This window comes from Sphingobium sp. V4, assembly GCF_029590555.1.
In the GTDB taxonomy this organism is placed as follows: domain Bacteria; phylum Pseudomonadota; class Alphaproteobacteria; order Sphingomonadales; family Sphingomonadaceae; genus Sphingobium.
On the sequence record NZ_CP081002.1, the window covers coordinates 773,975 to 797,500 of the forward strand.

Annotated in this window: 26 protein-coding genes (1 of these 26 running past the window's edge); 12 read left to right on the top strand and 14 right to left on the bottom strand. The window is 65.4% G+C overall.

The window, feature by feature from the left end:
* Positions 1 to 9: 9 nt before the first annotated feature.
* From K3M67_RS19220 to K3M67_RS19230, 3 genes are all read right to left on the bottom strand, one after another.
* Positions 10 to 390: a hypothetical protein gene (locus tag K3M67_RS19220; RefSeq protein ID WP_066855213.1), complete on the bottom strand. Its 381-nt coding sequence runs from the start codon at positions 388 to 390 to the stop codon at positions 10 to 12.
* A 29-nt stretch (positions 391 to 419) separates the two neighbouring features.
* Positions 420 to 1,163, bottom strand: a complete 744-nt coding sequence (locus K3M67_RS19225) for a DUF4198 domain-containing protein (RefSeq protein ID WP_066855215.1) — start codon at positions 1,161 to 1,163, stop codon at positions 420 to 422.
* Positions 1,164 to 1,328: 165 nt separating this feature from the next.
* On the bottom strand, positions 1,329 to 2,747 hold the full coding sequence (locus K3M67_RS19230; protein WP_066855219.1) for an aldehyde dehydrogenase family protein: 1,419 nt from the start codon (positions 2,745 to 2,747) through the stop codon (positions 1,329 to 1,331).
* A 120-nt stretch (positions 2,748 to 2,867) separates the two neighbouring features.
* On the opposite strand from K3M67_RS19230, the gene K3M67_RS19235 reads away from it, so the two are divergent.
* Complete coding sequence (locus K3M67_RS19235) at positions 2,868 to 3,311, top strand: MarR family winged helix-turn-helix transcriptional regulator (protein ID WP_066855222.1); 444 nt, start codon at positions 2,868 to 2,870, stop codon at positions 3,309 to 3,311.
* A gap of 86 nt (positions 3,312 to 3,397) precedes the next feature.
* Complete coding sequence (locus tag K3M67_RS19240; RefSeq protein WP_285833038.1) at positions 3,398 to 5,545, top strand: acetate--CoA ligase family protein; 2,148 nt, start codon at positions 3,398 to 3,400, stop codon at positions 5,543 to 5,545.
* 46 nt (positions 5,546 to 5,591) lie between these two features.
* Here the strand turns inward: K3M67_RS19240 and K3M67_RS19245 are convergent, their stop codons facing one another.
* From K3M67_RS19245 to K3M67_RS19255, 3 genes are read right to left on the bottom strand one after another with little or no spacing between them, the layout of a single operon-like run.
* Positions 5,592 to 6,095 carry a DUF3237 domain-containing protein gene (locus tag K3M67_RS19245; RefSeq protein WP_066855380.1) on the bottom strand — a complete coding sequence of 168 codons (504 nt, stop codon included), beginning with the start codon at positions 6,093 to 6,095 and terminating at the stop codon, positions 5,592 to 5,594.
* Positions 6,095 to 6,844 (bottom strand): SDR family NAD(P)-dependent oxidoreductase, encoded by a 750-nt coding sequence (locus tag K3M67_RS19250; protein ID WP_285833039.1) that lies wholly within the window; start codon positions 6,842 to 6,844, stop codon positions 6,095 to 6,097. Before K3M67_RS19250 ends, K3M67_RS19245 begins: the two co-directional genes overlap by 1 nt.
* A 15-nt stretch (positions 6,845 to 6,859) precedes the next feature.
* Positions 6,860 to 7,249, bottom strand: a complete 390-nt coding sequence (locus K3M67_RS19255; protein ID WP_066855228.1) for a nuclear transport factor 2 family protein — start codon at positions 7,247 to 7,249, stop codon at positions 6,860 to 6,862.
* 99 nt (positions 7,250 to 7,348) lie between these two features.
* Between K3M67_RS19255 and K3M67_RS19260 the strand changes: the two genes are divergently transcribed.
* Together K3M67_RS19260 and K3M67_RS19265 are read left to right on the top strand one after the other, a co-directional pair.
* Positions 7,349 to 7,750: a nuclear transport factor 2 family protein gene (locus tag K3M67_RS19260; RefSeq protein WP_285833040.1), complete on the top strand. Its 402-nt coding sequence runs from the start codon at positions 7,349 to 7,351 to the stop codon at positions 7,748 to 7,750.
* Positions 7,751 to 7,760: 10 nt separating this feature from the next.
* Complete coding sequence (locus tag K3M67_RS19265; protein WP_066855234.1) at positions 7,761 to 8,312, top strand: MarR family winged helix-turn-helix transcriptional regulator; 552 nt, start codon at positions 7,761 to 7,763, stop codon at positions 8,310 to 8,312.
* On the opposite strand, the gene K3M67_RS19270 is transcribed toward K3M67_RS19265, so the two are convergent.
* Positions 8,309 to 9,523 carry a Bcr/CflA family efflux MFS transporter gene (locus tag K3M67_RS19270; protein ID WP_285833041.1) on the bottom strand — a complete coding sequence of 405 codons (1,215 nt, stop codon included), beginning with the start codon at positions 9,521 to 9,523 and terminating at the stop codon, positions 8,309 to 8,311. The two genes, K3M67_RS19265 and K3M67_RS19270, sit on opposite strands and share 4 nt — an antisense overlap.
* A 129-nt stretch (positions 9,524 to 9,652) precedes the next feature.
* Between K3M67_RS19270 and K3M67_RS19275 the strand changes: the two genes are divergently transcribed.
* Positions 9,653 to 10,993 (top strand): MFS transporter, encoded by a 1,341-nt coding sequence (locus tag K3M67_RS19275; RefSeq protein ID WP_285833042.1) that lies wholly within the window; start codon positions 9,653 to 9,655, stop codon positions 10,991 to 10,993.
* On the opposite strand, the gene K3M67_RS19280 is transcribed toward K3M67_RS19275, so the two are convergent.
* Genes K3M67_RS19280 through K3M67_RS19295 form a run of 4 tightly spaced genes read right to left on the bottom strand, consistent with a single transcriptional unit; the run spans position 10,990 to position 13,962 of the window.
* Positions 10,990 to 11,346: a dihydroneopterin aldolase gene (locus tag K3M67_RS19280; RefSeq protein ID WP_285833043.1), complete on the bottom strand. Its 357-nt coding sequence runs from the start codon at positions 11,344 to 11,346 to the stop codon at positions 10,990 to 10,992. The genes K3M67_RS19275 and K3M67_RS19280 overlap by 4 nt on opposite strands.
* Positions 11,339 to 12,238: a bifunctional 5,10-methylenetetrahydrofolate dehydrogenase/5,10-methenyltetrahydrofolate cyclohydrolase gene (locus K3M67_RS19285; RefSeq protein WP_285833044.1), complete on the bottom strand. Its 900-nt coding sequence runs from the start codon at positions 12,236 to 12,238 to the stop codon at positions 11,339 to 11,341. The genes K3M67_RS19280 and K3M67_RS19285 overlap by 8 nt, the downstream gene beginning before the upstream one ends.
* Positions 12,207 to 13,061 carry a formyltetrahydrofolate deformylase gene (purU, locus tag K3M67_RS19290; RefSeq protein WP_066855384.1) on the bottom strand — a complete coding sequence of 285 codons (855 nt, stop codon included), beginning with the start codon at positions 13,059 to 13,061 and terminating at the stop codon, positions 12,207 to 12,209. The genes K3M67_RS19285 and purU overlap by 32 nt, the downstream gene beginning before the upstream one ends.
* Before the next feature lie 31 nt (positions 13,062 to 13,092).
* A complete protein-coding gene (locus K3M67_RS19295; protein WP_285833045.1) occupies positions 13,093 to 13,962 on the bottom strand; it encodes a methylenetetrahydrofolate reductase in 870 nt (289 codons plus the stop codon).
* A 120-nt stretch (positions 13,963 to 14,082) separates the two neighbouring features.
* On the opposite strand from K3M67_RS19295, the gene K3M67_RS19300 reads away from it, so the two are divergent.
* Entirely contained in the window at positions 14,083 to 14,868 is a 786-nt protein-coding gene (locus K3M67_RS19300) for an alpha/beta fold hydrolase (protein WP_285833046.1), read from the top strand.
* A complete protein-coding gene (desA, locus tag K3M67_RS19305) occupies positions 14,861 to 16,261 on the top strand; it encodes a syringate O-demethylase (protein WP_066855253.1) in 1,401 nt (466 codons plus the stop codon). Before K3M67_RS19300 ends, desA begins: the two co-directional genes overlap by 8 nt.
* 457 nt (positions 16,262 to 16,718) lie before the next feature.
* On the opposite strand, the gene K3M67_RS19310 is transcribed toward desA, so the two are convergent.
* From K3M67_RS19310 to K3M67_RS19320, 3 genes are all read right to left on the bottom strand, one after another.
* Entirely contained in the window at positions 16,719 to 17,480 is a 762-nt protein-coding gene (locus tag K3M67_RS19310) for an IclR family transcriptional regulator (RefSeq protein WP_285833047.1), read from the bottom strand.
* A 3-nt stretch (positions 17,481 to 17,483) separates the two neighbouring features.
* Positions 17,484 to 17,888 carry a nuclear transport factor 2 family protein gene (locus K3M67_RS19315; protein WP_285833048.1) on the bottom strand — a complete coding sequence of 135 codons (405 nt, stop codon included), beginning with the start codon at positions 17,886 to 17,888 and terminating at the stop codon, positions 17,484 to 17,486.
* A gap of 111 nt (positions 17,889 to 17,999) precedes the next feature.
* A complete protein-coding gene (locus K3M67_RS19320) occupies positions 18,000 to 18,836 on the bottom strand; it encodes a p-hydroxycinnamoyl CoA hydratase/lyase (protein WP_285833049.1) in 837 nt (278 codons plus the stop codon).
* Between the two features lie 173 nt (positions 18,837 to 19,009).
* Between K3M67_RS19320 and K3M67_RS19325 the strand changes: the two genes are divergently transcribed.
* From K3M67_RS19325 to K3M67_RS19345, 5 genes are all read left to right on the top strand, one after another.
* On the top strand, positions 19,010 to 20,560 hold the full coding sequence (locus K3M67_RS19325; RefSeq protein WP_285833050.1) for an FAD-binding oxidoreductase: 1,551 nt from the start codon (positions 19,010 to 19,012) through the stop codon (positions 20,558 to 20,560).
* A gap of 32 nt (positions 20,561 to 20,592) precedes the next feature.
* On the top strand, positions 20,593 to 20,955 hold the full coding sequence (locus tag K3M67_RS19330; protein WP_285833051.1) for a c-type cytochrome: 363 nt from the start codon (positions 20,593 to 20,595) through the stop codon (positions 20,953 to 20,955).
* Positions 20,952 to 21,476, top strand: coding sequence for a hypothetical protein (locus K3M67_RS19335; RefSeq protein WP_066855271.1), 525 nt, complete (start codon positions 20,952 to 20,954; stop codon positions 21,474 to 21,476). Before K3M67_RS19330 ends, K3M67_RS19335 begins: the two co-directional genes overlap by 4 nt.
* 33 nt (positions 21,477 to 21,509) lie before the next feature.
* Positions 21,510 to 22,106, top strand: coding sequence for a TetR/AcrR family transcriptional regulator (locus K3M67_RS19340; RefSeq protein WP_285833052.1), 597 nt, complete (start codon positions 21,510 to 21,512; stop codon positions 22,104 to 22,106).
* Between the two features lie 63 nt (positions 22,107 to 22,169).
* Positions 22,170 to 23,526: the 5' portion of an acyl-CoA dehydrogenase gene (locus tag K3M67_RS19345; RefSeq protein ID WP_285833053.1), read on the top strand. Its footprint extends 362 nt past the window's final position; the window shows 1,357 of its 1,719 coding nt (coding positions 1-1,357); it begins with the start codon at positions 22,170 to 22,172; its stop codon lies beyond the right edge, outside the window.

Consider the following 23,526-nt stretch of genomic DNA (forward strand, 5'->3'; position numbering starts at 1 on the left):
GGTGCCCCCTTATTTCGCCTGGAAGGTGGCGAAGCTCTTGGCCCCGCTCTTGTCGATCAGCGCCACGACCAGCTTGGCGCCCTTGGCGGTCTTGAAGCCGGCAGCGCTCAGCTTGTTGCCGCCGGCGGGCTTCAGTGCCGCCTCGGTCTTGGCGCCCGCGGCGGTCTGGGTCAGCTTGGCGGTGAAGCCAGCGGCGGCCAGCGGCTCATCCTCTTCGCTCAGATACACGTCGACGCCCTTGGGGCTGGCCACCAGTTCGATCATCGTCTCCCCGGTCATCTGAACCAGGCCGCCATGCTGCGGCTTCATGCTGCCATGGGCGTGCAGCATCGCGGGGGCGGCAAGCAGCGTGATGGCGGCGATACCGGAGCGGATAAGATCTATCTTCAAGGCTATTCTCCTGATGGAAGGGGCGGTCGTCATTCCGGCAGATGCGGCAGGACGAAGCTGAGAGAGGCGCGATATTCCTCATGGTCGACCTTCTTGTCGGTCGTCTGGCCGACATAGATCGCCATCAGCACATTGATGCCCTGGTTGCGCAGCGTCACTGTGGCGGTGCCATCGGCCGCCGTCTTGGCGGGGGCGGCTTCGTCGGGATCATTGACGTAATCCTGCATCACGGTCGCCCCGGCTACGGCCTTGCCTTTATAATAGACCCGCACCTTCATCGGTTCGCCCATCTTCTGGGGGATGGCGGTGTCGACCGGCACGATCTGGAGCATATGACCCTCGAACAGGGGCACCGGCTTGGTCGGCACCTGGCTCAGATGGACGGCATATTTGAAATTATGTTCGGCCAGCGTCGCGTTGGGCACTTCGTCGCGACCCTTGTTGTGCCATTCGCCGTCGGGCGTTTTGCTCCAATAGCCATAATCCATGATCGCGGCGACCGCGGCCACTGGTTCGTCGCTGTCGACCACCGGGATCACCCCCGCCGCACGCAGCGATGTGTTCACCGGCGCCCAGTCGGCATCATAGCCCGTGACGGTCTTGACCAGCGGCAGCCGCTTGACCGCGTCCAGATCATCCGCGCCGACGCCATAGACCAGCGCCAGCTGCCGCGCGCGCTGCGCGAACCAGATGCCGTGGGCGCTCAGTGGCGCGGCCATCGCGGCCATTGTGACCGCACCGATGGCGGCCGTGGCGAGACGTCTGAAAGGCATCTTCTGCTCCTCGATAAGGGGTATCCCTGATGACCGAGGCTATGATGCGGACACGACGGAATGTTCCGAATATGTGAAATGACTAGGTGGAAAATGTCAAAAAAATGACCGACGAAGCACTATGCTTCGTCGGCCTTCTTCTTGCGATAGCGTCGCAAATGCGGGTCACGCGTCTTCCAGCGCCACGCTGTTGACGATATGCGCCTGGGTATATTCCAGCATCCCCGCTTCGCCCAGTTCACCGCCCAGACCGGACTGCTTGACGCCGCGGAAGGGTATGTTGGCGTCGATCGCCAGATGCTGGTTGACCCATACGGTGCCGGTATCGATCTTCATCGCGATCTGCGTGGCGCGCTCGACATCCTTGCCCCACACCGTGCCGGCCAGGCCATAGTCGCTGTCGTTGGCGCGGGCGATGACATCGTCGATATCGTCATATTTCAGCACCGGCAGGACCGGGCCGAACTGTTCCTCCTGCACCAGCGGGGCGTCCTCGGGCAGGTCGCGCACGATGGTCGGCGCGATGAAATAGCCCGGCCGGTTCATCGGCTCGCCGCCCGCCAGCACCGTGCCGCGCGTCCTGGCGTCGGCGATCAGCGCAGTGACCTTGTCGAACTGCATCTTGTTCTGCACCGGGCCGATGGTCGTGCCCTGCTTGGCGCCGTCATCGACGATCGCCTCATTCGCCAGCTTCGCCAGCTCGTCGCAGAAATCGTCATAGAGGGCGCTGGGCACATAGGCGCGCTTCACTGCGACGCAGATCTGCCCGGCATTGGTCATTGCGCCCTGATATACCTTGTGCGCCACCTTCCGGGGATCGACATCGTCCAGCACGATCGCGGCATCATTGCCGCCCAGTTCCAGCGTCACCCGCTTCACCGTCCCGGCGGACGATGCCATCACCTTCTTGCCGGTCGCGGTCGACCCGGTGAAGGCGACCTTGGCGATATCCTTATGCCCGGTCATCAATGGCCCCAGCTCATTCTGGTCGCACACGATGTTGAGCACGCCCGCCGGCAATATGTCCTTAGCCAGTTCACCGAACAGCAGGCTGGTGAGCGGCGTCGTCGGTGCGGGCTTGGCGACCATCGTGTTGCCCGTCACCAATGCCGGTCCCAGCTTGTTCATCAGCAGGATCAGCGGGAAGTTCCACGGCGTGATCGACGCCACCACGCCCAGCGGTGTGCGATGCTCGACCACCTTGTTGCCGCCCTCGTCCTTCAGAACCTTGGGTTCCACCCGCATCGCGGCGAATGCGCGCAACGTGAAGACACTGCCCATGACCTCGTAACCGGCCTGGTCCAGCGGCTTGCCCTGTTCGGCGGTCAGCAGACTGGCGAACTCGCCGATCCGCGCCTCCAGCGCGTCGGCCAGCTTCAGCACCAGCGCCGCGCGCGCATCGACCGGGGTTGCCGCCCATGCGGGCTGCGCCTTCTTTGCGGCCGCGATTGCCCGCTCCAGCAGGGCCTCGTCCGCCTTGGGGCAGGTGGCGAAGGCCTCGGCCGTCGCCGGGTTCACCACGTCGAACCGGCTGACGCCCGGCACCAGTTCGCCGTCGATCAGCATCCGATATTCATGATCCATGACTCGCTCTCCTTTATCCGGTGCCGTGGGTCGGCATTGCCTATCGCAATTCGGGTCCGCACCATGTACCATATATTTGTGCGCTAGGGATACAGATTTTAAGACGGGGATGGTTTGGGAATGAAACAGGGGGACGATCTCGATTCGCTTGTCGGCTATCGGATCAAGCGCGCCAATCTGCGCATGGATGAAGACGCGCGCGCGGCTCTGGCGGATCATGACCTGTCGCCCGCCAAGATGACCGCGCTCATCCTGATCCGCGACAATCCGGGCTGCGACCAGACCGCGCTGGGACGGGCGCTCAGCATCAACCGGTCCAGCGCGATGAAGCTCGTCAATATCCTGGTCGACAAGGGGTTGATCGAACGACGGCCTGGCCGGGACCTGCGGACCAATGCGCTGCTGCTGCTGCCCCATGGCGAACAGCAGCTGAAGGCGATGATGAAGGCGGTGCGCGCCTCAGACGCACGCATGACCGCCCGGTTGTCTCCGGACGAAATCCTCACGCTGCGCGCGCTGCTGGACCGGCTCGGCCCCTCGGAGGTGGAGGATGCGGATGGCTGAGCGTCGATCGGGCTTGCGCTAACTGTATCACTGGCGCACAATCTGTTTTGCGATCGGCAATTGATTCGACGGAAATGGAGAGGCGCGTGACAGAAACTCTTTGCCTGGACAATGGGAAGGCGCAGGATCGGGCCATCCCGATCCCGTCGATCGAGCGCCTCCTGCGTCCCCGCTCCGTGGCGATAGTCGGCGCATCCGACAAGCCCGGCGCGCTCGGCGCCTCGGTCCTGTCCAACCTGCTGCGGCAGGGTTTTGACGGCCCCATCCATCTGGTCAATCCCAAACGGGCCGAGATTGGCGGTCGGCCCTGCGTCGCTGCGGTGGACGATCTGCCCGCTGGTGTCGATGTCGCTGTCCTGGCAATCCCGCGCGCCGGTGTGCTGGATGCGATCCGTGGCCTCGCGGCGCGTGGCGCCGGCGCCGCCGTCATCTTCTCCGCCGGCTTTGCCGAAGACGGGCCGCAGGGTCTGGCCGACCAGCAGGAAATCGCCCGCATCGCCCGCGACGCGGGAATGGTGGTCGAAGGCCCCAATTGCCTCGGCCTCGTCAATTTCCGCGACAATGTCTCGCTGACCTTCATCGAAATGCCCGAAGCCAGGGCGCGGGGCGACCGCCGCGTCGGCATCGTCTCCCAATCGGGGGCGATGGCCGCCGTGCTGGCGACGACCATGATCCATCGCGATGTGCCCTTGAGCTGTTACATCTCCACCGGCAACGAGGCGGCGAGCGGGATCGAGGATTATCTCGCCTATCTGGTCGATCAGCCCGACGTTCAGGTCATCGGCCTGATCGCCGAGCATGTCCGCGACCCGGCCCGCTTCCTCTCCGCCGCCCGTGCCGCCTGCGCCGCCGGCAAGTCGATGGTGCTGCTCCATCCCGGCCGCAGCGTGGCGGGCGCGGCGAGCGCCGCCACCCATACCGGCGCGATGGCAGGCGATCACGCCGTCATGGCCGTCCATGTCGAGCGGGCGGGCGTCATCCTGGTCGACTCGCTGGAGGAGCTTGGCGACGTTGTCGAAATCCTCGCCCGATCGCCCGATGCCGGGATCGGCGGCGCGGGCGTCATCGCGGAGTCGGGCGCGTTCAAGGCGATGATGCTCGACCTCGCAGAAGCGGTCGGCCTCGACCTCCCGACTCTGACCGACGCCGACAGCCCGGCACTCCGCGCGGCGCTGCCCGCTTTCGTCCCCGTCACCAACCCGATGGACATCACCGCCCAGGGGCTGGTCGATCCCGGCCTCTATGGCCGCACCCTGGCTGCGCTGGCGCAGGACGAGCGGATCGGCACGATCCTCCTCACCCTGATCCAGACCGACACCGGCACCTCGCACGTCAAGTTCGCGGCCGTGCAGGACGCCCTGAAGGCCATCGGCCAGACCAAGCCGATCCTGATCGGCGGCGTGGACGAAGGCGGCGGCGTCTTCGCCGACGATCTTGCCGCCCTGCGTCAGGCGGGCGTCACCTACCTGCCGACCGCCGAACGGATGCTGCGCGCGCTGGCTCGCATCGCCGCCCATCGCCGCCGCGCCGATGCCGTCGCGCCGCTCGATGCCCAGCCGGTCGCCGGCCTGGCGCAAGTCGGCAGCACCATCCCTGAATATCGATCGAAGGCGATCATGGGCGCGCAGGGCATCGCCTTCCCCGCCTTTGCGCTGGCGCAGACGGCCGAAGAAGCAGTCGCCGCCGCTGATCGTCTCGGCTATCCCGTGGTGCTGAAAGCCCAATCCCCCGAATTGCCGCACAAGAGCGACGCTGGCGGCGTTATCGTGGGCCTGGCCGATGCGGCCGCCGTCGCGGCCGGCTGGGACCAGCTGATGGCCAATCTCGCCGCTTCGCGTCCCGGCCTGGCACTGGACGGCGTGCTTGTGGAGGGGATGGCGGCGAAGGGCGTCGAACTGATCGTTGGCGCGCGCAATGATCCGCATTGGGGGCCGACGATCCTGGTCGGCTTTGGCGGCATCGCGGCCGAACTGCTGCACGATGTCCGCCTGCTCCCGCCCGACCTGACGCGCGACGCGATCATCGCGCAGATCCGTCAGCTGCGCATGGCGCTGCTGCTGGATGGCTTTCGTGGCGCGCCGGCCATGGATATCGAAGCGGTCGCCGACATGGTCCAGCGCCTGGGCCGGATGGTCGCGGCCACGCCCGCGATCAGCGAAGTCGATCTCAACCCGGTGATCGTCTATCCCAAGGGGCAGGGCGCGCTGGCGCTGGACGCCCTGATCTCCCTTTGAACGACCCTCCGTCCTTGCGAGCGCTGCGCTCGCAAGGACGCGATAATCAGGTCAGCGCATAATAGCGCAGCACATTGCCGTCCGCGCGCCGCTCACCCACGCCGACGAACACATGCTTGGTCAGCCAGTCATGCTTGCCGACCGGCGTCTCGAAACTCGGATTGCCACGCAGATAATAGTCCTGCTGGTCAACCGGCTCGCCGCCCGCAAAGGCCCAGTCGCGCAGCCGCGCCATCGTGTCGGGCTTGCGCCCCCACAGAAACCCGCGATTGTTAAGCAGGATCAGCGTCCCATCCTCCTCCTCCAGCATGTAGCGGGCGTCGAACACGGCGACATCGTCGGGCCGGAAATAGGCATAGTCGCCCCCCGATCCTGGCACTGCCCTGCCGCGCAGCCTCGGCCCTTCGAAGGTGCCGCTTTCCACATAGACGGCGCTTCGATTGCCGCCCCAGGGGGTGTTGGCGATCATCTGTACGCGCGGAAACTGCAGCCGCACTTCCATCGCGAATTCCAGCCGTGGATTGTCCAGCGTCGAAAACAGGTCGTTCATCATCCCAGCTCCAGCGTTCCGCCATCCACGAACAGATTGGCGGCCGTGATAAAACTCGCCTCGTGCGAAGCGAGGAACAGCACGGCGCGGGCGACTTCCTCCGCGCGGCCCATGCGTTTCATCGGCACGGCGGCGATCATCGCGTCGCGCATCGCATCGACCTCATCATCGCTCATCCCCGGATTGCGATGCAGCAGCGGGGTCTCGATCGGGCCGGGGCTGACCAGATTGACGCGGATGCCTTCGCCGACCAGCTCGCCCGCGATCACCTTCAGCGCCGCGTACAGCCCGCCCTTGGCCGCCGCATAGGCGGTGTTGCCCGGCACGAAGGCATGGCCGCCGATCGACCCGGTCGCAACGATCGATCCGCCCCCGCCCATCAGCCGCAGCGCCTTCTGGATCGCGAAGACACAGCCACGCAGATTGACGCCATGGACATGATCCCAGTCGCCCGGCGTCAGGTCGCGGAACGGCGCGAAGCCGCCCACTCCGGCATTGACGAAGAGCGTGTCGATGCGCCCGTCCTGCGCCGCGATGTCGGCGATCACGGCCTCCATCGCGTCCAGATCGGCAACGTCCGCGCTATAGCCCCGCGCGCCGGGGATTTCCGCCACCGCCGCATCGATCGTCGCCTGGTCACGGCCGGTCAGCCGCACATGTCCGCCCTCCGCCGCAAAGGCCCGCGCGCTCGCCAGCCCGATGCCGCTATTGCCGCCAACGACCAGGACGATCTTGTCCGTGAACCGCATGGATGGTCTCCCGGCTCAGAAGGGCGAATGGGGATTGGGGCTGTCGGTCGGCACATCCTGCACCACGTCCCAATGCTCGATGATCATGTCATCCGCGATGCGGAAGATGTCCATCACCGCGAAGCCCGGATCGCCGTCCCGGCGCCGCACATGATAATGGACCACCACATGGTCGCCGTCGGCGAAGCGGCGCTTGATGTCATGGACAGCGTGCGGATTTTCGCCGCGCACCTGGCGCAGGAATGCTTTGAGCGGTTCCAGCCCGGTATCAACCCACTGATTATGCTGGATATAGTCCGGCGCGATGAATCGGTCGGCCGCGTCCGCGTCCATCGGGATCAGCACCTGCTCGAACATCGCCTGCACCAGATCCAGATTGCGCTGCTCCTGCGCCGTGTAACTCATCACCCTCTCCCTCGATTTTTTCGCTGGCGCATCGCCATGCTTTCCGCATACGATAACGATCGTTATTAAAAGAGCAAGCCGCAAGAGAGGGAGAGGGCGATGAACCGCGCCGGCTATGAGCGTTACGCACAGGCGTTCAACGATCGCGACTATGACACGGTCTTCGATCATTATGCGCCCGGCGCGAGCATCCGCTACTTCGGCGTGGACCTGGGCGATCGGGACGCGTTCAAGCGCTTCTACCGCTTCCTCCATGCTCATGTGATCGAGACGCTGACGATCGAGCGCTTCGCCGCCAGCGACGATCTCGTCGCGCTCGAAGGCGTCATCCGCGTGGAGGGCGTCCGCGATCTCGATGCCGCGACGCTCGCCGCCGAAGGGCTGGACCAATTCATCCCGATCGCGAAGGGAGAGGTGCAGGAAATGCGCCAATATATCCATTATCACCTGGCCGATGGCAAGTTCACCAGCGTCGGCTGCGCCGTCGTCGGCTTGACTTGAGCGCCGGCTAATGTCCTATCGCAGGATCATGTCGAACAGCAGCCTGTCCAAGAAACCGCGCGCGTCGGCCGAAACCAGCCCCGCCGATACGCTGCATCGCGTCCTGCGGCTGGCCAACAAGCTGATGGCGCCCTTCTCCACCTATCTGGAGCATCGCTACAAGATCAGCCTCAACGAATTCCGCCTGCTGATGCTTCTGGGGCGCTATCCCAATTCCGCCAGCCATGAACTGGCGGAGATGACAGGGGTCAACCCGATGAGCGTGTCGCGCGCGGTTGCCGCGCTCCAGAAGCATGGCCGCATCACCGTCGAGCGCGACCCCGCCAACAAGCGGCGCAAGATACTGGTCCTGACCGACGAAGGCCAGCGCCTCTACCGGCTCATGCGCCCGCAGACCGACAAGGTCGCGACCTATCTCGTCTCCGACCTGGCGGCCAGGGAGGTGGAGACGCTCAACCACTATCTCGACACGCTGGTCGATACGCTGGAGGCGACCGATGAGGCGGGCAACAGCCGTTTCCTGGAGTTCACAAGGCCCGATGGGGACGGGGACGGCGCCTAAACCCGTCGCCCCCGCGCCATCATCGTCGCCCACATGATGGTGAAGCTGGTCCCCAGCACTGTCACCAGCGGCATCACCGAAAAGGACGGCAGCAGCGACACCGTCCCGCTCGCCAGCGCCGTAATCGCCAGTTGCAACGTTCCAAGCAGGCCCGCCGCCGCGCCCGCACCGCCCGCCGCGGCATCAAGCGCCGATGTCGCAGCCGGAGTCAGGATCAGCCCCGACAGGGCAAACAACAGCATGGCATAGAGCTGGAACAGCGGCAGCGGCGCGTGTCCGCCCGCCAGCAGGGCGAAGGCGGCGGTCGCGCCGATCGCGACCAGCGCCGCGCCTGTCACCAGCCGCCGTGCCCCATGGGTCCGCATCAGGCCGGGCGCGAACTGGGTGGCGCCGATCGACACGACGGCGTTGAGCGCCAGCAGCAGGCTGTAGCTGCGCGCATCGAGGCCGAAGCCGCCGCTGTAGATGAAGGGCGCGGCGGTCACGAAAGCGAAGGGGATCGTCGTCGCCAGCCCTGCCACCAGCGTCCAGCTCATGAAGGCGCGGTTGCCCAGCAGCCGCAGGCAGGGCGCGAGCACCGGCTGGCCATGGCTGCGCCGCGCGGGCGGCAGGCTTTCGGGCAGGGTCAGCCCCGCCGCCAGCGTAGCGACCCCGCCGCCGCAAGCCAGCAGCAGGAACAGTCCGCGCCAGCTCGTCAGCTCCAGCAGATAACTGCCCGCCAGGGGCGCGATCACCGGCGATATCCCGATGATGAGGAAGGTGAAGGCCATCAGTCGCGCGGCGCGATGGCCGCTATGCCGGTCGCGGATCATCGCGCGCACGCTCGACGTGCCGGCGCAGGCGCCCATGCCCTGCGCGAAGCGGAACAGGATCAGCTGCTCCAGGCTGGTCGCCAGCGCGCAAGCGATCGAGGCGGCGGCGAACAGGGCCAGCCCCGCAAGCAGGGGACGCCGCCGCCCGAACCGGTCGCCCAGCATACCCAGCGGGATCTGCGCCAGCGCCAGTCCCAGGAAGAAGGCCGACAGCGTGCGCTGCACAGCGCCATTCTCAACCGCCAGCGCCTGCGCCATGCCGGGCATAGCCGGCAGATAAAGGTCGATCGCGACCGGCCCAAGCGACGACAGGAAGCCAAAGCCGATGCCCAGCCACAGGCTTGGCTCGGCCGACGCGTGGCTGGGCGCTGGGCCTGGCGCGGGACTGGCGTGTGTCATGCGTGTCGTCACCCTCTCCAAACAATAACGATCGTTATATTTGTGCAGGGTGGGTGGCAAGTGATTTAGCTTGGCTTATTGTGTCGTCAGCATACAATAACCGCAAAAGTCGTGAGAGGATGGAAGACCATGTCCAGTGCCAGCCTGCCGGCGGATGATCCGCGCACTATATTGGCCGACAATCCCATGCGCCTGCGGCAATGCGTGGCGATCGCGATATGCTTCCTGCTGAATGCGCTCGACGGCTTCGACATTCTCGCCGTGACCTTCGCCGCGCCGGGCATCGCCCGCGATTGGGGCATCGGTCCGGGCGCGGTCGGCATCATCGTGTCGATGGGGCTGGTGGGGATGGTGGTCGGCTCGCTGACGCTCGGCCAGCTGGCGGACCGGATCGGGCGGCGGCGGCAGATACTGCTCTGCCTCGCCATCATCATTCCCGGCATGATGGCCTGCGCCTTCGCGACCGGAGTCGTCATGCTCAGCCTGCTGCGCGCGCTGACGGGCCTCGGCCTGGGCGCCATGCTTGCAGCGATCAACGCCATGGCCGCCGAATTCGCCAGTCGCCCGCGCCGGGATCTGGCGGTCAGCATCATGGCGGCGGGCTATCCCGTCGGCGGCATTGTCGGCGGCTGGGGCGCGGCGCAGCTGCTTCGCAGCCATGGCTGGGAATCGATCTTCCTCACTGGCGGCCTCGCCACAGCCCTTATGGTGCCGCTTGTACTCCTGCTCCTGCCCGAATCGATCGGCTGGCTGGCGACGCGCGGCGGTCCCGACGCGCTCGCCCGCATCAACGCGATCCTGCGTCGGCTGGGCCAGCCGCCCGCCGCGCGGATCGTCGCGCTGGCCGAACCCAGGGCGTCGATGGGCACGCTGTTCACCGGCCGCTACCGCACGATGACGATCGCGCTGATCCTCATGTACGGCCTTCACATGATGACCTTCTATTACGCGTTGGGCTGGGCGCCCTCGCTGGTCGCGGCGCTGGGCTTCGATCCCTCGAGCGCGACGATCGTGTCGGTGGCGATGAACATGGGGGGCGCGATCGGCGGGCTGACGCTCGGCTTCCTCTCGCCCCGCCTCGGTCTGCGGCCGCTGGTCATCTTCGGTCTGGCCGGCGCAGCGATCGCCGTCAGCATCTTCGGCGCGGTGCCGGCCGACTTCCTGCTGCTTCAGGTTGCCGCCTTCATTCTCGGCTTTCTCGCCAACGGATCGGTGGTCGGTCTCTATGCGCTGATCGCCAATGTCTACCCCACTACCCTGCGCGCGACGGGCACCGGGGCGGTGATCGGCTTCGGCCGCTTCGGCGCGGCCTTCGGCCCCTTCCTCGCCGGGCAGTTGCTCGCGGCGGGGGCGGGGCGGGGCGTCACCTCCATGCTGCTGGCGCTGGGATCGGGCTTTGCCGCGCTCGTCCTGCTCCTCGTCCAGATCCGCGCAGCGGAGGAAGGCTGCCCGCAACCGAGCGTGGCTTAGCGCCGCACCACCACCACCTCGACCCCCGCCAGTCCCCGCGTCAGGGCAAAGGGCTTGTCCACGCTGACCCGAGCCTCGACCACCATGGAAAAGTCGAGGCAGCGCTCGCCCAGCCGCTGGGCGAAGGTTTCGATCAGCGGGATATGGACCAGCGCCAGATCCTCGGCCGCCTGTGCCACCCGGCGATAGTCGACCGTCTCTGCGATCCCGTCGACCCGGTCGGCCGACAGGAGGAGTTCGACCGAGATCACCAGCGGCTGCCGCCGCCCGATCTCGTCGGGATTGATGCCGATGTCGGCCAGCAGCGGCAGGTCGCGCACGCGCACCCTGGTGGCATATTGCGGTTCACCCATGGCGCGCCCTTTCCGCCGCCGTCACCGTGTTGCCGAGCAGGCAGGCGATGGTCATCGGCCCGACCCCGCCCGGCACCGGCGCCACCGCCCTTGCGTGTCCCAGTTCCTCCGTGGCGCAATCACCCACAAGCCGCGTCGATCCGTCCGGCTGCGCAACTCGCGTGATGCCGACATCAATCACGATCGCGCCCGGCTTCACCCAATAGCCGCGCACCAGATGCGGCGCGCCGGCGGCCGCTACGATGATGTCGGCCTTGCGGGCAATCTCCGGCAGGCCGCGCGTTTCGATATGGGTGACGGTCACGGTCGCCTCCCGCTCCAGCAGCAGCATGGCGACGGGCTTCCCGACGATGTTGGACTTGCCGATCACCACGACGTCCAGCCCGCGATAATCCGCGATCAGCCCGTCCAGCAGCTTCATGACCCCCAGCGGGGTGCAGGGGACGAGGCCACCGGTTCCCGTGGACAGCCGCCCGACATTGACCGGATGGAAGCCGTCCACATCCTTGGCCGGGTCGATCCGGTCCAGTACCAGCGTCGCGTCGATCTGTGGCGGTAGCGGCAACTGGATCAATATGCCGTCTATTTCGCCGTCCAGGTTGAGCCGGTCGATCAGGGCGAGCAGCACGTCCTGTGGCGTATCGGCGGCCAGCCGATGCTCCACGGAGACGATGCCGACCCTGCGGCATTCCGCGACCTTGCGCCCGACATAGACCTTGCTCGCCGGATCGTCGCCGACCAGCACCACCGCCAGTGCGGGCGCATGGCCCGTGCGTGCGCGCAGGGCTTCCACCCGCGCGGCGGTTTCCGCCGACAGGGCGCGCGCCACGGTGCGTCCGTCGATCCGCTCCGCCACGGCTTCAGGCCTTGAAGACGACAGTGCGTGCGCCATTCTGGAAAACCCGTCCCTGAAGATGGTGCTGCACGGCGGTGGCCAGCACCCGCCGCTCGATGTCACGGCCCTTGCGCACCAGGTCGTCGGGCGTGTCGGCATGGTTGATCGCCTCTACGTCCTGATGGATGATCGGCCCTTCGTCCAGGTCGGCGGTCACATAATGGGCCGTCGCCCCGATCATCTTGACCCCGCGCTCATGCGCCTGGTGATAGGGCTTGGCGCCCTTGAAGCCGGGCAGGAAACTATGGTGGATGTTGATACAGCGGCCTGACAGGAAGGCCGCCAGGTCATCGCTCAATATCTGCATGTAGCGCGCCAGCACGATCAGGTCCGCGCCGGTCCGGTCGACGATCGCCTTGATCTGCGCTTCCTGTTGCGGCTTGCTGTCCTTGCTGATCGGCAGGTGATGATAGGGCAGGTCGCCCATCAGCGACGTGGTCAGCACATGCTGGGGATGGTTGCTGACGATGCCAACCACGTCCATGTCCAGTTCGCCGATGCGCCAGCGATAGAGAAGGTCGCCCAGGCAATGGTCGAACTTGCTGACCAGCAACAGCACCTTCTGCCGTTCGCTGCGGCGGCGCAGCGTCCAGTCCATGCCGCGCGCCTGCGCCAGCGATCCGAATGCGGCATCCAGTCCGGCGATGCCGTCCCCGGCGATCTCGAACTCGACTCGCATGAAGAATCGGTCGGTCAGCTTGTCATTATATTGCTGCGCGTCGGTGATGTTGCCGCCCTGCTGCGTCAGGCAGGTGGCGACATCGGCGACCAGCCCCGGCCGGTCGTCGCATTGCAGGGTGAGGGTGCAGATTTCGCTCACGTTCATCTCTCTCCGCTGATGGCCGGCGCGCTCAATGGCGGGCCGTATAGTCGTTGATCCATTCGACCGTGCGGGCGAGGCCGCCGAACGGATAGAAGTGCAGCCGCACCTTGCCATGCTGTGGTCCCAGACCGGCGGCGAGCGCGTCGACCAGTTTGTCGGGACCGGCGGTGCCGATCAGCCTGGTGATCGAAATGCCATATTTGGCGAGGACCGATGTCGATGCGCCCACGCCGCAGCGCGCGGCAAAGCGCATCAGCGTCTTGATCCCGGCCGGGCCGGGCACGCCGATCCGCACCGGCGCATCGATCCCGCGCGTGCGCAGTTCGGCCAGCCAGCCCAGGATCGGCGCCGCGTCGAAACCGAATTGCGTGACGATCAACGGTGCCATGTTCCGGCTCGCGATTTCGCTGCACTTGGCGGTCAGCACCTCGAACGTCTGGTCGGTGCTCATGTTGGGATGACCCTCGGGATGGCCGCCGATGCCGATCGCCCTGATCCCCGCCCGCTCGAACGCGCCGGTGCGGATCAGCGCCATGCTGTCGGCATAGGGGCCCGCCGCTTCAGCAGGATCGCCGGCGATGACGAAGCAGCGCCGCACCCCCGCCTCGCGGACCACGGCCGCCAGATAGGTCTCGAAATCATCGCCCGATTCCAGCCGGCGGGCGGAAAAATGCGGCATCGGTTCGAAGCCCAGCGCGCGCACCGTCCTGGCCGCCGCGATCCGCGCCTCCAGCGACTCACCGGGCAGGAAAGTGACGGCAACCGGCGTCTCGGCCGGGATGGCCGGCGCGGCCTCGGTCAGCGCTTCAATGTCCTTGGCGGTGATCTCCAGCGAAAAGCCGTCGGTCATGCCCTTGGGCGGCAAATCCCAGTTCGGATGGATCGACGGCAGGCTCATGATTCTCTCCCGGTAGGACTGGACCCTGGGGCGGCTCGGCGCATCGGCTTGGCGCTCTTTGTATCCCCGGCGCATTTTCCCCCTAGCCCATCCGTCTAGATTCGTATAGATGAAATTTTCATGAGTGCGAAATCATCTGAATTAGCTTTGGAGCAGGGCGCGAAGGCGCCGCTTGTCATCCTTCCGGGGCTTATCTGTGATTCGCGCATGTTCGCCGACACGCTGGCCGCCTTTTCCGGCAGCATGGTCGTCGATGGCTTTTATGGCGGCGCGGACCGGATCGAGGCGATGGCCGATCATGCGCTCGGCCTCATTCCCGAACGCTGTGCGCTGCTCGGCCACAGCATGGGTGCGCGCGTCGCGCTCGAACTGGTGCGCAAGGCGCCCGGGCGGGTGGAACGGCTGGCGCTGGTCGACACTGGCGTCCATCCGGTAAAGCCGGGTGAGCGGGAAGGCCGCTATCGCCTGCGCGACCTTGGCCGGGCGCAGGGCATGGCCGCGCTGGTGGCGGAGTGGCTGCCGCCGATGATGGGCGCCGGCTCGCTGCGTGACGAAGCGCTGATGGACCGGCTCTACGCCATGGCCGTCGCGGCGGGGCTACAGGTTTTCGAGGCGCAGATCGAGGCGCTGCTGCATCGTCCCGCGGTCGATACGCTGCTGCCGACCATCGCTTGCCCGACCATCGCTATGGTCGGGCAGGAGGACCGCTGGTCTCCGGTGGCGCAGCATGAGGCGATCGCCGCCGCCATTCCAGGCGCGCGCCTTCGCGTCGTACCCGGCGCGGGCCACATGATGCCAGCGGAAACACCGCAGGCCTTCAACGGACAAGTGCGGGAATGGCTCGACCAGCCATCCTCGCCCGATGCGATTTCAATATCAGGTAGAAGGAGAGGTTTGAATGACTGACAAGACCCTGCAACAGCTGCTCGACGAAAAGGGCGATATCGTCGACTTCCTGCGCAACCAGCAGACCGGCCCCAATGCCTATCCCGGCGTTCCGGCCGAATATAGCAACTGGCGCGACGAACAGCGCAGCTGGGCCGAAAGTGCCGTGCTGTTCAACCAGAGCTTCCACATGGTCGATCTGCTCGTCACCGGTCCCGGTGCCTTCGACATGCTCGCCTATCTCGCCCCCAACAGCTTCAAGGGCTTCGTTCCCAACCGCGCCAAGCAATTCGCGCCCGTCACGCCGGAAGGCTATGTGATCGGCGACGTCATCCTCTTCTATCTGGAAGAAGAAAAGTTCGAGCTGGTAGGCCGCGCGCCCTCGATAGAATGGGTCGAATATTGGGCCTCGACCGGCAAGTGGGACGTGAAGGTCGAACGCGACGAACGCACCGCCGCCCGCCCGCTCGACAGCCAAGGCTATCGCCGCAACTATCGCTTCCAGCTCCAGGGGCCAAACGCCATGCCCGTGCTGGAAAAGGCGATGGGCCAGACCCCGCCGGACCTCAAATTCTTCCACATGGCCCCGATCATGATCGCCGGCGTCGAAGTGCGCGCGCTGCGCCACGGAATGGCAGGCCAGCCCGGTTACGAGCTGTTTGGCCCCTGGAAGGATTATGACACCGTCCGCAATGCGCTGATCGAAGCGGGCAAGGATTATGGCCTGACCCTGTGCGGTGGCCGTACCTATTCGTCCAACACGCTGGAATCGGGCTGGATCCCTTCGCCGCTGCCCGCAACCTATACGGGCGAAGGCTCCAGGGCGTTCCGTGAATGGCTGCCCGCCAAATCCTATGAGGGCATGTGTTCGCTCGGAGGCAGCTTCGTCTCCGACAAGATCGAGGATTATTATCTCAATCCGTGGGAACTGGGCTATGGCATCATGGTCAAGTTCGACCATGAATTCGTCGGCCGCGAGGCGCTGGAGAAGATCAAGGACCAGCCCCACCGCCAAAAGGTGACGCTGGCGCTCGACAATGAGGATATCGTCCGCGTCATGAGCTCGATGCTCCAGACCGGCGACAAGGCAAAGTTCCTGGAATTCCCCAGCGCGGTCTATTGTATGCACCCCTATGACGCGGTGCTGAAGGACGGCAAGACAGTCGGCCTGTCGACCTGGATCGGCTACACCATCAACGCGGGCCGCTTCCTGGCGCTCGCCATGGTCGACGCCGAGTTCGCGACGCCCGGCACGGAAGTCACCCTGCTCTGGGGCGAACCCGATGGCGGCACGGCCAAGCCCACCGTTGAGCCGCACGTCCAGACGGAGATCAAGGCGGTCGTGTCGCCCGTCCCCTATTCGGAAGTCGCCCGCGACAATTATGCCGAAGGCTGGCGCACCAAGGCCGCCTGATTATTTCCGAGCGGGAAGGAACGGGGGATGCCGAAAGGCGTCCCCCGTTTCATTTGGAGGGCAAAGGACATTAAGCCCGTTCCTGTGACGGAAGGGGTGGGTGCGAGCGAAGGGCGCCTTGAGCAGCGCTCCAGCAGGATGGTATGATCTGGGCGACGGCACCGTTCCGACCATGCGACACGGGTAGCGGCCCCATCGCCCAAAACTCTTCCAATGTAGGATTTTGTCTGATCGACCCTTGTAGATGGACCAGCACCCGCGCGCGCCTTGGCCTCGCCCCGCCAAGCTGACGCGTCCCCGGCGCGTCGCCGTGGCGCCATTGTCGCGTCGGCGTGACCCTGGCGTGACTGGCATGGCGCGTCGGACGCGCGTTGCGGACTCTTCGCGGGGGCAATCGGCGAAAATCGCGTGACGACAGTGTGAACTTCGGCCTGACGCGTCGGCGGCGCGTGCCATGCTAGGGCGCAGGCGCCTCGGCCGCGGCGAACAGTCCAACGGCCTGCTTCAGCTTGGCGATCGTTCGCGCTTCCAGCTCGGCGGAAAAGCGCGGCATCGGAATGGCGACCGCGAAGGCACCGACCGCAGCGCCGTCCATCACCACCGCCATCCCCAGGCCGCAGATGCCCGGCGTATATTCCTCGCGCGTGCGGCCAATCCCTGTCGCGCGCACCTCCGATAGTTCGGCGCGCAAGGCCGCCTCGTTGGTGATGCTGCCAGGGGTGAAGGCGCTGAGCGCTGTCGCGGCGAAATAGGCGTCCAGTTCGGCGTCGGGCATCGCCGCCAGCAGCGCCTTGCCGGCGGCCAGGCAATGGATCGGGCTGCGTGTGCCGACGCTGATCGAATAGCGCAGCGATTGTTCTGCCGTCTCGGTGACGATCGCTTCCAGCTGCCAGCCGTCGCGTGTGAAGAAGGATGCGGTCTCGTTGGTCTGCAAACGCAGCGACTTGACCAGCGGCCGCACCTTGTCCGCCAGCGACAGCGATCCGCGGGGCGCCGCCAGCCGCTCCAGCGCGCCGCCGGGAAGGTATCGCCGCCCGTCCCGCGCCAGATAGTCGCGCTCCACCAGCGTGGCGAGCAGGTAGGACAGGCTGCTCACAGGAATGGCGAGGCCTGCTGCGATTTCCTGCGCGACGACCCCGGCCGGGCGCGCGACGACATATTCGATGATGTCGATGGTACGCATCGCCGATTTGACGGTGGACGGCGTCGTGCCATTCATATGTCAGCTTTCCCCCGGTTGGAAAGTCAGGCTGCCTCGCCTTTCGGCAAAAAGCCAGCCCCCGTCCGTGCGGACGAAATAGTCGTGGAACGATCCGACCTTAGGCGCTGCCTCGCCGGTGAACAACAGCATGGCGCTTTCGCCCTTGGCGTGGTCCTCGTCCAGCACGTCGACGACGATGTTGGAGCAGATATGACGGGTGGTCCGCGCCGGCCGGGCGAGGAAGGCGGCCAGGATCGCCTCTCGCCCCTCCACCCAGTCGTCGGGCGCGGTCGGGCGCGCCATCCGGCCATCCGGCGCATAAAGCGCCGTGACATCCGTCCAGCGGCCGGCATCGTTCAGATTGGCGTAGCGCGCGACAAGCCGTGCACAATCCTGCTCGATCGCACGGCGCTGATCCTCGGTCATGGCAGCGTGTCGGCACGGCCGGGGATGATCGGCATGACGGGTGGTCCTTCTCCTGGTCGGGACCACCCTGTCACAAATTCATGGATATGGAAACATCGCAGATATGAAATTCTAGGCCGATGTCTTGTTCTTGCTCAAATCATAGCTGCCCAGGCCCGGCTTGTAGCTCTTTTCATCAATGAACTGGCGGATGCCTTCCTTGCGGCCTTCGCTCTTGTCATGAAAGTTCGCGGCTTCCTGCATCCGCACGAGATAATCCTCCGCTTCGTCATAGGTCATGGTGCCGACGCGGCGCACGGCATCCTTGGCGAATTTGAGTGCGACCGGATTTTTCTTGAGCAGCAGTTCGGCGACTTCCGTGGTGCGCGCCTTCAGTCGCTCCAGCGGCACGCTTTCGTTTACCAGCCGCATCGCTGCCGCCGCCTTGCCGTCGATCAGGTCGCCGGTCAGCGTCAGCCACATGGCGTCGCGCATGGGCAGCAGATCGACCACCACCTTGGTGACGCCGCCGCCCGGCAATATGCCCCAGTTGATTTCGCTGAGTCCGAACTGAGCTTCGTCCGCGCAGATGGCGAGATCGCAGGCAAAGAGCGGGCCAAAACCGCCGCCGAAACACCAGCCATTGACCATGGCGATGGTCGGCTTCTGATACCAGCGCAGGCGGCGGAACCAGCCATAGCTTTCGCGTTGCGACTTGCGCACGCCACGCAGGCCCTGCGCCTCGGTTTCGCGGAAATATTCCTTCAGGTCCATGCCCGCGGACCAGGCCGTGCCTTCGCCGCCGAGCACCAGCACGCCGACATCGTCGCGAAATTCCAGCTCGTCCAGCACCTCCATCATGCGCCGGTTGAGCGTCGGGCTCATCGCGTTGCGCTTGGTGGGGCGGGCGAAGTTCACCCAGGCGATTCCGTCCGCGACATCAAAGGAAACGACGTCCTGCTCTTCCATCTAGCTGCTCCTGCATGGCAATATGTATCACAGGCATACAATTAAAGGGGCAAGCCGTGCAAGAGGAAATTTGGCGGACGGCCTTGAGAGGCTGACTTGACAAGAGTTGACACTGCCTGAAAGATAACGATCGTTATTAATATAGACTGGTGCGACCGGTGGAGCGAGGTGACATGGAGGGGAGAGGCGGCAGCGGTGGGGCGATTGCATCCGCAACCATTGCGGCCTTTGCGGCAGTCGTCGGCAAGAATCATGTGTTCTTCGCGGAGGAGGACCAGGCGAGCTATCAGGACAAGTTCGCTATCGACGATGCCCGGCACCATCCGGCCGGCGCTGTCGCGCCGGCGACGGTAGAGGAGATTCAGGCAATCCTGCGCATCGCATCGGAGCGCGGCTTGGCGCTCTGGCCGGTCAGCCGGGGCAAGAATCTGGGCTATGGCGGCTCGGCGCCGCTGCTTGCCGGATCGGTGATACTTGATCTCAGCCGGATGAAGAAGATCGACTATGACGAGACGAACGGCACTGTCCTGCTCGAACCGGGGGTCGGATTCTACGATCTCTACGACTTCCTTAAGACCAGGGGGATGAAGCACTGGCTGTCGGTGCCCGGCAACAGCTGGGGATCGGTGGTCGGCAATGCGCTCGACCGGGGCATGGGTTATACTCCCTATGGCGAACATGCGACGCGCATCTGCGGACTGGAGGCGGTGATGGCTGACGGCCTCGTGGTGCGGACCGGCATGGGTGCGATCGATGGGGCGGCGACCTGGCAGCTCTATCGCTTCGGCTTTGGTCCCGGCTGGGACCAGATGTTCGTCCAGTCCAATTTCGGCATCGTAACCAAGATGGGGCTGTGGCTGATGCCCGCGCCGGAGTCGCTGATGGGCATGGATCTGGAGTTCGACCGGCCGGAGGATCTGGGGCCGCTGATCGACGCGATCGCCCCGCTGCGCCGTGAGGGACTGTTGCAGCAATCCCCGACCATCGGCAACTGGTTGCGCGCCGCCGCCGTGGTGACGACCCGCGACCAGTGGACCGACAAGCCGGGCGCTTTGCCTGATGATGTGATCGCGGCGATCCGCAGTAAATTCAATGTCGGCTGGTGGGGGGTGAGCCTGCGCCTATACGGCCGCGAATCGGTGAACAAGGCGGCCTATGCGATTTTGGAGCAGGAGATGGGGAAGCTCAAACCCATGTCGCTGCGCCCCACCCTATGGAAGACGGGGGAACTGCTGGAGGCGACGGGATGGACCGGAACGCCGCTGACCATGCCGATGCAGAACGCCAACTGGCATGGCGGCCGTGGCGGACATATCGGCTTTTCGCCGATCCTGCCGCAATCGGGAACGGCGGCACAGGCCCAGTTCCAGCGCACCTATGCCCGCTACAGGGAATTTGGCATGGATTATCAGGCCAGCTTCGCCTTTGGCGAGCGTCACCTCATCAACGTCAACGCCGTGCTGATCAACAAGGACGACCCCGACCTGATGGGCCGGGTCGATCCCTTCCTCAAGCAACTGATCGCCGATGCAAAGACGCAGGGCTATGGCGAATATCGCACCCATCTCGACTATATGGACGCGGTCGCGGACACCTATGACTATAACAAGGGTGCGCTGGGGAAGCTCAATCGCAAGGTCAAGGATGCGCTTGATCCCAAGGGTATCATCGCGCCGGGTAAGAGCGGCATCTGGCCCAGCAGTCGTGCGGGAGGGCCGGGCTGATGCGGGGGGGCATGATCGCTTTCACAAGCGCTATGGTGCTTCTGGCGGTGGCCGCCTGCGGCCGGGCGAGCGAGACGCCGACAGACGCTCCCAAAGGCCCGCCGCCCGCGCCCGCGCCCGAGACATTGTCCTCGCGCCCCCATGCTGGGTCGGGCGAAAAACTCTATTTGGAAAAATGCGCAATGTGCCACGGGCCGGGCGGCATGGGCACCGGACTGCTGGCACGGCGCGCCGACCAGCCGTTGCTGGAAAAGCGCACCGACCTGACCGTTGACTATGTTGTGCAGGCCGCGCGCATCGGCATCGGCAACATGCCTGCCATCCCGCGTGGCGAACTGAGCGATGCCGAGCTGAATTTGATCGCTGATCATCTTTCCGGGGGAATCAAGCCATGACAAGCCTGTCGCGCCGCGGCTTCATGGCCGGCGTTGCTCTTGCCTCTACGTCCGTGCTTGATCTGGGCCGCCGTGGCCTGGCGCGCACCGATGCCGTGTTGCTCCACGATCCGGGGTTGGTTGCCGGGCGGCGCTTTGCCGTGCGGGCAAATGATCTCGGAGGCGCTGTACTGGCGTTGGAGGGAGATCGGGTGCGGCAGATGCGCCAGCTGCTGGCGCGGGCGCCTGCGGCCCTGTTTGGGATATCCCGGCACGCGGACGAAATGCTGGTGGGAGACATCGTGACCGAGGCGGGGTATCGCCGGGTCGCCCTGGTGCGCCACGGCGGCAAAGCGCAGGTCGCGAACTGCGCGCCTGATGGTGCACCTGTTGCCGTGCTTGCCCGGTTGGCCGGAACGGGCTGGCCGGAAGCCTTTGCCGAACTGGCGCTGGGCGGGATTGAGCGGTGCGGCACGCGCGGGGCAGGCGGGCTAGCCGCGCCAGCCTTCAGCTGGATATTCGCGCGGCGCGAAGGCGGATGATCTGCAGACGGCTTATATGCTACGCCACCTTGCATGAGCAGGACGAGCGCCAGGGGAAATGAAGCGGACGGCGCGGGCGCGCGCCGCCGCCAGATATTGGAGATCGCGGCGCAACTCTTCGCGCGCAAGGGTTATCGCGGGACCTCGATGCGCGACATCGGCGAGGCAGCGGGCGTGCTGGGTGGGTCGCTCTACCATCACATCAAGTCGAAGGATGCGCTGTTTGTCGAGTTGCACCATGCAGCGCTCGACGCGGCGGAGGCCCGCATCAAGGCGGCACTCTCGGGCGAGGATGATCCATGGGCACGGCTGGAGGCCGCCTGCGCAGCCTTGCTCGAGATTCAACTCGACCCCGATTCGCTGACCATGCCGATGATGAATGACTTTCGCGAAGTGCCGGACGCGGTGCGCGCCGCGCTGGTCGATCGCCGCGACCGGTTCGAAATGCTGTTCCGCGATCTTGTGGCGATGCTGCCCCTGCCGACCGACATCGACCGCTCGATCTACCGCAACCTGCTGCTCTCGCAGCTCAATTCGGCAGCGGACTGGGTCCGTCCAGGCCGCCTCACGTCGCGCGAGATCGCCACTCAGGTAGCGCGCGTCTTCCGCCATCCCGACCCAGCAGAATGACCTTGCTTGCTATTGTAACAAGTGTTTGGTAATTCAGTGCCAGAAAGAGAGGCCAGCCCTAAAATGCCAAGCTACATCCCCCCGATCGACGACTATCGTTTCCTGTTGAACGAGGTGTTGGGTTTCGACCTTGCCATGGCGGAGCAGGGCCAGGATGTGGACGCGGATCTCGCGATCACCGTGCTGGAGGAAGCAGGCAAATTCTGCGCGGAGCAGCTCCATCCGCTCAATCGCGAGGGAGACGAGCAGGGCAGCAGGCTGGTCGATGGTGCCGTGGTGACGCCGCCCGGCTTCGCCGAGGCCTATGGCGCATTCGTCGCGGCCGGCTGGCCTGCACTGGCCGCCGATCCTGCCCATGGCGGGCAAGGGCTGCCTTTCATCCTTCAGCAATGGTTGGACGAGATGCTGTCGGCCGCCAATCTATCCTTCGGTCTCTTCCCCGGCCTGACGCGCGGTGCGAGCGAAGCGATCGCCGCTCATGCCAGCGAGGAACTGAAGGCGCGCTATCTGCCCGCGCTCGTCAGCGGCGAATGGACGGGCGCCATGGCGTTGACCGAAAGCAGCGCGGGCACGGATCTCGCTTTGCTCAAGGCCCGGGCAGTGCCGAGGGACGATGGCGGCTATGCTGTGACCGGGCAGAAAATCTTCATTTCCTCGGGCGATCATGACATGGCGCCCAATATCATCCATCTGGTACTGGCTCGCCTCCCCGACGCGCCGCCGGGCGTGAAGGGCATCAGCCTGTTCCTCGTCCCCAAATATCTGCCGGACGGCGTGCGCAATGCGATGTCTGTTGGTGCGCTCGAAAAGAAGATGGGCATCCATGCCCAGCCCACCTGCGTCATGAATTATGATGGTGCCACCGGCTGGCTTGTAGGCGAGCCGCATCGTGGGTTGGCGGCCATGTTCACCATGATGAATGCCGAACGGTTGATGGTCGGCATCCAGGGGTTGGGCATTGCTGGAGCGGCCTATCAGCAGGCGGCCTCTTATGCGAAGGATCGGTTGCAGGGGCGCAGCGCGGACGGCACGCGCGGGCCCGTACCCATCATCGACCATGCGGATGTCCGACGGATGCTGCTCAAGGTCCGCGCCTTTGTGGAGGCGGGCCGGGCGCTGGCGGGCTGGACCGCACTCCAGTTCGACCGTGCCCATCGCCACGCCGATGCGGCCGAGCGGGCCAAGGCCGATGCGTTGGTCGCGCTCATGACCCCGGTCGTGAAGGCGGCTTTCACCGATTTCGGCTTCGAAAGCGCGGTCGAGGCGCAGCAGGTATTGGGTGGCCATGGCTATATCCGCGAATGGGGGATGGAGCAGTATGTGCGCGACGCCCGCATCGCACAGATTTACGAAGGCACGAACGGCGTGCAGGCACTGGATCTGGTGGGACGCAAGCTGGCGCTTGGTGGCGGCGCGGTGG

Bases quoted from the DNA above. Each gene is read 5' to 3' on its own strand.
- K3M67_RS19285 (WP_285833044.1), bottom strand. From the start codon at position 12,238: ATGGCGCACGCACTGTCGTCTTCAAGGCCTGAAGCCGTGGCGGAGCGG.
- K3M67_RS19300 (WP_285833046.1), top strand. From the start codon at position 14,083: ATGAGTGCGAAATCATCTGAATTAGCTTTGGAGCAGGGCGCGAAGGCG.
- K3M67_RS19330 (WP_285833051.1), top strand. From the start codon at position 20,593: ATGGTGCTTCTGGCGGTGGCCGCCTGCGGCCGGGCGAGCGAGACGCCG.
- K3M67_RS19230 (WP_066855219.1), bottom strand. From the start codon at position 2,747: ATGGATCATGAATATCGGATGCTGATCGACGGCGAACTGGTGCCGGGC.
- K3M67_RS19310 (WP_285833047.1), bottom strand. From the start codon at position 17,480: ATGAATGGCACGACGCCGTCCACCGTCAAATCGGCGATGCGTACCATC.
- K3M67_RS19245 (WP_066855380.1), bottom strand. From the start codon at position 6,095: ATGAACGACCTGTTTTCGACGCTGGACAATCCACGGCTGGAATTCGCG.
- K3M67_RS19295 (WP_285833045.1), bottom strand. From the start codon at position 13,962: ATGAGCCTGCCGTCGATCCATCCGAACTGGGATTTGCCGCCCAAGGGC.
- K3M67_RS19265 (WP_066855234.1), top strand. From the start codon at position 7,761: ATGTCCTATCGCAGGATCATGTCGAACAGCAGCCTGTCCAAGAAACCG.
- desA (WP_066855253.1), top strand. From the start codon at position 14,861: ATGACTGACAAGACCCTGCAACAGCTGCTCGACGAAAAGGGCGATATC.
- K3M67_RS19260 (WP_285833040.1), top strand. From the start codon at position 7,349: ATGAACCGCGCCGGCTATGAGCGTTACGCACAGGCGTTCAACGATCGC.
- K3M67_RS19235 (WP_066855222.1), top strand. From the start codon at position 2,868: ATGAAACAGGGGGACGATCTCGATTCGCTTGTCGGCTATCGGATCAAG.
- K3M67_RS19275 (WP_285833042.1), top strand. From the start codon at position 9,653: ATGTCCAGTGCCAGCCTGCCGGCGGATGATCCGCGCACTATATTGGCC.
- K3M67_RS19250 (WP_285833039.1), bottom strand. From the start codon at position 6,844: ATGCGGTTCACGGACAAGATCGTCCTGGTCGTTGGCGGCAATAGCGGC.
- K3M67_RS19280 (WP_285833043.1), bottom strand. From the start codon at position 11,346: ATGGGTGAACCGCAATATGCCACCAGGGTGCGCGTGCGCGACCTGCCG.
- K3M67_RS19320 (WP_285833049.1), bottom strand. From the start codon at position 18,836: ATGGAAGAGCAGGACGTCGTTTCCTTTGATGTCGCGGACGGAATCGCC.
- K3M67_RS19315 (WP_285833048.1), bottom strand. From the start codon at position 17,888: ATGACCGAGGATCAGCGCCGTGCGATCGAGCAGGATTGTGCACGGCTT.
- K3M67_RS19335 (WP_066855271.1), top strand. From the start codon at position 20,952: ATGACAAGCCTGTCGCGCCGCGGCTTCATGGCCGGCGTTGCTCTTGCC.
- K3M67_RS19325 (WP_285833050.1), top strand. From the start codon at position 19,010: ATGGAGGGGAGAGGCGGCAGCGGTGGGGCGATTGCATCCGCAACCATT.
- K3M67_RS19270 (WP_285833041.1), bottom strand. From the start codon at position 9,523: ATGACACACGCCAGTCCCGCGCCAGGCCCAGCGCCCAGCCACGCGTCG.
- K3M67_RS19255 (WP_066855228.1), bottom strand. From the start codon at position 7,249: ATGAGTTACACGGCGCAGGAGCAGCGCAATCTGGATCTGGTGCAGGCG.
- K3M67_RS19225 (WP_066855215.1), bottom strand. From the start codon at position 1,163: ATGCCTTTCAGACGTCTCGCCACGGCCGCCATCGGTGCGGTCACAATG.
- K3M67_RS19340 (WP_285833052.1), top strand. From the start codon at position 21,510: ATGAGCAGGACGAGCGCCAGGGGAAATGAAGCGGACGGCGCGGGCGCG.